This is a genomic window from Sphingomonas sp. FW306-1B-B10E, assembly GCF_058782005.1.
On the sequence record NZ_JBYSXG010000013.1, the window covers coordinates 84,669 to 92,042 of the forward strand.

The 7,374-nt window shown below is 67.4% G+C and carries 2 protein-coding genes; one reads left to right on the top strand and one right to left on the bottom strand.

Features of this window, described 5'->3' with window-relative positions; genetic code table 11:
* The first annotated feature begins 253 nt into the window (after positions 1-253).
* The gene (locus AC3WJI_RS07480) at positions 254-3,691 is read left to right on the top strand and encodes an acyl-[ACP]--phospholipid O-acyltransferase (RefSeq protein ID WP_492756630.1); all 3,438 of its coding nucleotides are present in this window, start codon (positions 254-256) and stop codon (positions 3,689-3,691) included.
* 4 nt (positions 3,692-3,695) lie between these two features.
* Here the strand turns inward: AC3WJI_RS07480 and AC3WJI_RS07485 are convergent.
* The coding region (locus tag AC3WJI_RS07485) for an autotransporter family protein (RefSeq protein ID WP_492756631.1) at positions 3,696-7,374 on the bottom strand (3,679 nt) is incomplete at its 5' end.

Sequence of the window (7,374 nt, forward strand, 5' to 3'; positions counted from 1 at the left end):
TCCCGGTGGATTTACGGATAGGCCACTGATTGACGGCTAAGCCCATTATAAATTGAACACTATGTAATTTATATTGATCACTGATCATTTATGTGCAAACAAGCGAAGAACCTGCTGCATGGAGACGTGCCCCAATGGCTAGGGTTGTAAGGAACCAGACAGGGCGCGGGCATCTGCACCCGGCCGCCGATGGGCCGTTGACCGACGAGTCACATTCGATCGATACCGTTTCAGCCGACGTTCGGGGGTAAGCATGTCCGCGCCAGATTTCTCGCTGCTTGCGAAGCGCCGCTTCGCGCCGTTGTTCGTCGTGCAGTTCCTGGGGGCGTTCAACGACAACGCGCTCAAATATGCGATGCTGTTCCTGGTCAACTTCACGCTCTACGCCGCCGATCCCGGCCGCTCGGCGATGCTGGCGGCGATCGCGACGGGGGTGTTTTTCATTCCCTATTTCCTGTTCTCGGCGCTGGCCGGGCAAGTGGCGGATGCCTGGGACAAGGCGATTCTGGTCCGCGCGGTCAAGGCAGCCGAAGTCGCGTTCATGGCGATCGGACTGGCCGGGCTGGCGCTGCAATCGGTGCCGCTGCTTCTCCTCGCGCTGTTCTTCATGGGCTGCCATTCGACGATCTTCGGCCCGGTCAAATATTCGATTCTGCCGCAGCATCTCGGCGCCAACGAGATCATGGGCGGGACTGGCATGATCGAGGCTGGGACCTTCCTCGCGATCCTGGGTGGCCAGCTGCTGCCCAATTTCATCCCGGCCTGGGAGACCGGGCTCGTCGCCACCGCGCTCGCAGTCGTGGGCCTGGTCGCCAGCTTCTTCATTCCCGCGGCACCACCGGCGAGCAAGGGCCTGCGCATCGATCCCAATCCGCTGCGCTCGACCTGGCAGGTGTTGCGCAGTGCGCATGACGGCCGCGACGTGTGGCTCTGTATCCTCGGGATCAGCTGGTTCTTCGCGGTCGGCGCGGTGCTTCTCAACGATTTCGCGCCCTTGGTGTCGAACACGCTGGGCGCGGGCCAGGCAGTGGTGACCTTGTTCCTGCTCGTCTTCTCGGTGTCGATCGCTTTGGGCTCGCTTGCGGTCAACCGGCTGCTCAAGGGCCAGGTCTCGGCGCGCTACGTGCCCGTGGCGGCCCTGCTCATGGCGGCGAGCATGATCGACCTGTGGCTGGCGACGCGCGGCTTCGTCGTCACTGTACCGGGCGCGAATATCGGCGCCTTCGTCCAGGCGCCAGGCAGCTGGCACGTATTGCTGGCGCTCGCGGTGATGGCATTTTCGGGCGGGATGTTCATCGTGCCGCTTTACGCGCTGCTCCAGACCAACAGCCCGGAGGCGGAACGCTCGCGGATCATCGCCGCGAACAACATCGTCAACGCGATCGTCGCGGTGCTGGTGATGGTCGTCGTGGGCGTGCTGGCGGCGGTCGGCGTGTCGATCCCAGCGGTGATCGCGGTGATGGGCTTCGCGACGCTGGTCGTCGCCCTGGTCTCGTGCTGGCTGCTGCCCGAAACGGTGATCAAGCGCGTGGTCCGCACGGTGCTGCAGGTCCTTTACCGCGTCCATGTCGAGGGCGTGGAGAACATGCCCAAGCCGGGCGAGCGCGCGGTAGTAGTGGTCAACCACGTCTCATGGCTCGACGGGCTGCTGCTCGCGGTGTTTCTGCCCGGCAAGCCGGTATTCGCGGTGCACAGCGCGATCGTCGCGCGCTGGTGGATCCAGCCGGCGCTCAAGCTGTTCCGCGCCTTCCCGGTAGATCCGACCAATCCCATGTCGACCAAGGCGATGGTCAAGGCGGTCAAGGCGGGCAACACGCTGGTGATCTTTCCCGAGGGCCGCATCACCGTCACGGGCGCGCTGATGAAGGTCTTCGACGGTCCCGGCATGGTCGCCAGCAAGGCCGACGCGCCGATCGTCCCAGTGCGGATCGACGGTGCGCAATATTCGTCCTTCTCCAAGCTGCGCGGCAAAGTGCGGCTGCGAACCTTCCCCAAGATCACGCTCACCGTGCTGCCGCCGAGGCGCGTCGAGACTATTGGCGCGACAACCGCCCGCCAACGCCGGGCGATGGCCGGCGCGCGTCTCTATGATGAAATGAGCGCGATGATCTTCGCGACTTCGGACGTGGATCGCACGCTGTTCCAGGCGTTGCTCGACGCCAAGGACATCAATGGCGGGGCCTCGAAGGTCGTCGAGGACATCAAGCGCGAGCCGATGAGCTACAAGCGACTGGTGACCGGCAGCATGGCGCTGGGCCGCGCATTCGATCCGCTGGCGGGGAAGGGGGAGGCGGTCGGCGTGCTGCTGCCCAACGTGTCGAGCGTCGTCGCAACCTTCTTCGCGCTTCAGCGCAACGGGCAGGTGCCGGCAATGCTGAACTACACCGCCGGCCTCGCCAATCTGAAGGCGGCGTGCACCGCCGCGGAGGTCGGCACGGTCGTCACGGCGCGCGCCTTCGTCAACCAGGGCAAGCTCGAGCCGATCGTCGAGGGCCTCGAGGGCGACGGGCGTCGGATCGTCTATCTTGAGGACATCGCGGCGACGATCGGAACGTTTGCCAAGCTGCGCGCGCTGATCGCGGCACGCTGGGCTGGGCGGCTTCACCGGCGCCGCGCGATAGCGCCGGGTGATCCGGCGGTCATCCTGTTCACCAGCGGCAGCGAGGGACTGCCCAAGGGCGTCGTCCTCACGCATCGCAACCTTCTCGCCAATTGCCAGCAGCTCTCGGCGCGGATCGACTTCAATTCCTCCGACCTCGTGCTCAATGCACTGCCGGTGTTTCACAGCTTCGGGCTCACCGGGGGAACGCTCTTGCCGATCCTGAGCGGGATACGGACATTGCTTTATCCCAATCCGCTGCATTACCGGATCGTGCCGGCGCTCGCTTATGATGCCAATGCGACGATCCTGTTCGGCACCGACACGTTCCTCGCCGGCTATGCGCGGATGGGGCATGGCTATGACTTTTATTCGGTGCGCTACATCTTCGCCGGCGCCGAGCGCGTCCGCGACGAGACCCGCAAGGCGTGGAGCGAGAAGTTCGGCATCCGGATCTTCGAAGGCTATGGTGCGACCGAAGCGGCGCCGGTGATCGCGGTCAACACGCCGATGCACTTCAAGGCGGGGAGCGTCGGGCGCCTGCTGCCGGGGATCGAGTCGAAGGTGGAAGCCGTGCCCGGGATCGCCGAGGGCGGCAAGCTCTCGATCCGCGGGCCTAACGTGATGGCGGGCTATATGAAAGCCGACGCTCCCGGCTCTCTCCAGCCGCCGGCGGACGGTTGGCACGACACGGGTGACATCGTCACGATCGACGCGCAAGGCTTCGTCACGATCCGCGGTCGTGCGAAGCGCTTCGCCAAGATCGGTGGCGAGATGGTCTCGCTTCCCGCGGTCGAAGGCTATGCCGCATCTGTTTGGCCAGACGCCGACCACGCCGTCGTCACGCGCACCGATCCGCGCAAGGGCGAGCAGCTCGTGCTGTTCACCACGCGGAAGGACGCGAAAGCAGGCGAGCTCCAAGCGTGGGGCAAGGCCAATGGGATCGCCGAGCTCGCGATCCCGCGCGACATCCGGTCGGTGGATGCCCTGCCGGTGCTCGGCACGGGCAAGCTCGATTATGTCGCGATGAGCGCGCTCGCCGGCGAAGCGCCAGCAAGCAGGGCGGCAACCTTGCAGCCGACTTTGTTGTGATCCCTCAGAAGCGGAAGGTGATCGCGGCGCGGGCGCTCTGATCGAGATCTCGGCGCGCAACCGCGGCACGATAGTCGAGGTCAAGGTCGAGCCGGTCGCCGATCGCCGCGCGGACGCCCATTCCGCCGGTGAAGCTGTCCTCGGCGATCGGCAGGCCGACGCTCTCGAACCGCGCCCCGTCGAGGAGCATGCCGACGCGGGGGATGCGGTCGCCGAACGCGTGCTGCCATCCCGCCGTGCCGTGCAGCGACAGCCGACCGCCACCGAGCGGCAGCGCGGTCTCGCCGCGCAGGCCTAGCGTGGTATAGTTGGTCTGCATCGTGCCGTGCGCGGTCGCGAGCGCCGCCGTGGGGCCACGCTCGCGTCCCTGTTCGACATCGAGCGCGACATGCGCGATGTTAGCGAAGGGCTCGATCGCAGTCGCGCCGGACTCGAGCCGCCAGGCCAGCTCGCCAAAGATCTGGGCGGTCGACGCGCCATAGTCGCCGCGAAGCTGGCCCTCAATGCCCCCGCCGCTCAGCGTGCGCCGGGTAGCGATGTCGTGCCAGCTGAACACCACGCCGCTGCGCGCGGCGAAGCCGGCGAACTGCGCACCTGCGTAGAGCCCGGTGTGATAGCTATCGACATCGGCATCGCCGCTGCCGCGCAGATCGGCGTGCTGATAACCGCCGAATATCCCCAGCCGCGCGCTGCCGTCGGGCACCTGCGCCTCAACCCCGGCGAGCCCGCCGGTCGCCGACCGCTCGAGCCGGGCGGCGTTGCCGTCGCTGCCATGGTGGCCCCAAGCTCCGATCGCCTGACCCCAGACCGATATGCCGGGCTGTGCGAGCGGCGTGCGCATCCGGGCAAGCGCCGTATCGCGCGGCAGGCGGCTGTCTTCGACCAGCGCGGTACGCAGGGAGGCATGAAAATCGCCCGAGAAGCTGTCGAATGCGGCGCGCGCGCCCACCGCATCGGCGACCAGCACGGCGTCGGCCAGCGGACCGGCGACCATCGTCTCCATCGCCGCCCCGACCGCGCGTTGGTTGTCGCTCAGCGCGACGTCTTCGAAACGCACGTCGTTGCGGTCGAGGGTCAGCTTCACGGCCGACAGCGTGTAATCGAGGCGTGGGGTGAGGAAGGCGAAGGACGTGGCCACGCTGTCGAACTGCCCGTCGATCCCGCCCTCGGCGATCAGGATCGTGTAGGTCGTCGACGGCCGGTAATTGCCGCTGGCGCCGACATGGAAGACCGAGCCGGCTAGATGCGCGACGCCCTCCACATAGACCATGTCGCTGAGCACGCCCGCGGGATCGGCATCGACTTCGAATCGCGAGCCGGGCGCGAAGGTGAGATCGCCCAATACCCGCATCGAGGTGACCGGCCCACTATCGGGCAGCCCCGGGCTCGGCCGCGGCGCGAGGGTTCCGCCGCGCGCGACATAGAGCGAACCGACCCAGCCATCGCCCGACAGCCTGGCCTTGTCCTCAACGATGACGTGTCCACCGAGCGTGCCGTCGACCAGCAGCTCGCCGCCGGCAACCCGCGTGGTGCCCTCGAATGTACGCGAATGACCGGTGAGGACGAGTGTGCCCGTGCCCGTCTTAGTGAGGCGGCCGTCGCCGAGGAACAGGGTGCCCATCGAAACATTGCCGGGCGTGTCGAGCTGGAGCTCGCCGCCGCCGCGCAATGTCGTGGCTTCGCTCTGATAGCGATCGGCGCGCGCGACGAGACGGCCTTCCTCGACGGTCCAGTCGAGCTGGCTCTGATTGGTCAGCGTGAGCACGCCGCTGCCGCGCTTGACCATGTTGCCGGACACCCCGTCGAGGCCGGTGATCAGGTGCGCGAAGGTGGCGTTGTCGCGCTGATCGAAGACGACCGTGGCGGCGTTGCGCAGCGTGTTGCGGAGCGACGCGGCATTGCCGATCAGCGTGCCGCCTTCGACTTCGGTTGGCCCGGTATAGGTGTTCGCGCCCGACAGGATCAGCGTGCCGGCGTCGGCCTTGACCAGGCGCGTGAAGCCGGAGATCGGCGCGGCGATCTCGGCGACCATCGAAGACGCCCACTCGCTGCCGTCGCCGACGCGGAAGACGGTGCGGTCCTGCTGCCCTGCGAGGCGCAGGCCGCTGCCCGACAGGGTATAGCCGGTCACGGCGAATTGCATGCCGCCGGTCTGGATCGCGCCTGCATTGCCGGCGTCGATCACCACCTGGCCGCCGCGTCCGTCGAATACGGAGAAGGCCGTCGCGACGCTGGTCCGATTCTTCTTGCCATCGCGATCGGTCCAGCCGGCAAGATCGCGGCGCCACACGCCGGGGCCGCCGTCGACGATTCCGTTCGCGAAACGCGTCGGATCGCTGCCGTCCCAAAATTGCAGCGGGACGCCGCCGATCTCGGAGATCAAGTCGACCGATTGCGGCGTGGTGCGGATCGAGAGCAGGTCACGCTCCTGGCCCGCGGGCACGCTGCCGATTGCGAGCCCGTTGTCGGTGAGCGCGCCCGAATAGGTCATCAGCCGATAGACGCCCGCGCCGATCTGCCCTGTGCCGAGGAGATTGAGCGTGCCGTCTAGCGTCAGCTTCCCGGCGACCTGGAACAGCGCCGGCGTGGCGACGGTGCCGAGCCGCGCATCGATGATCGCGCCGGGATCGAGCACCAGCGACGCGAGCTTCAGGGTCTCGCCGGCGGTGCCGACCAGTCGCGCGCCCGTGCCGATGGTCACGTCGTCGACCGTTCCGCTACCGCTCAGGCGTCCGTCGGCGCCGACATGCACTGCACCGCCGAGCGCGCCTTCGACGCGCAGCGCGCTGGCCTGGACTTCGCTGTGGCCGGTAAAGGCACTCGAGTTGGCGGTGAGCACGAGGGTGCCCTGGCCGGCGGCATCGAATCGGCCGGAGCCCGACAGGGCGTAGCGATAGGTCGCGACGCCGCCCGCTACGTCCCCGGAGCCGAGGGTGAGGCGCGCGCCGCTCGAAATGTCGATATTGCCGCCAAAGCCTTCGCCGCGCGCGATCAGCCGGCCTTGCTCGATGCGCCAGTCGAGCTGGTTGTCGCCGTCAAGGGTGAGCGTGCCGGCGCCGCGCTTGGTCATCAGCCCCCAGGCGCTCGCCAAGCCGCCGACATTGCCGTCGAACCGATCGTCGAATGTCTGATCGAACACAACATGACCGGCATTAGCGAGATCGCCCCGGATCGAGCGGGTATTGCCGATCAGCGTGCCCCCGTCGACGCGCGTGCCGCCGGTATAGTCGTTGGCCCCGGTGAGGATCAGCGTGCCGAGCGCGTTGTACAGCAGGCCGCTGCTGCCGGTCAGGCTGCTGTCGATCCGCGCGGTCCCACCGTCCGCCGTGCGGATCGAAGTGAAGGCGCCGCCGTCCAGCCGCAACCGGCCGCCGGCGAGGCGATAGCCATTGGTCTCGAACAGCATCGAGGTGATCGCGGGAATGCCCTGGCCGTCATCGATCGTGACGAGCCCCGGTGCGCCCCGGAAAACCGCGAAGGCCGGGACCGGCTGCATCGGGCCGTTGATCGCGCCTGCGGCGTCGGTCCAGTTCGGCGCGGTCGCGCTCCAGGTCCCCGAGCCGCCGTCGATGACGCCGTTTGCGTGCTGCGAGGCATTGCCGCCGTCCCAGAACCGAAGCGTGGGGGCCGCAGCAGCCTGGCCCGTTGCCGCCGGCGTCGCTTCCGGGGTTGGGGGGCTCGAC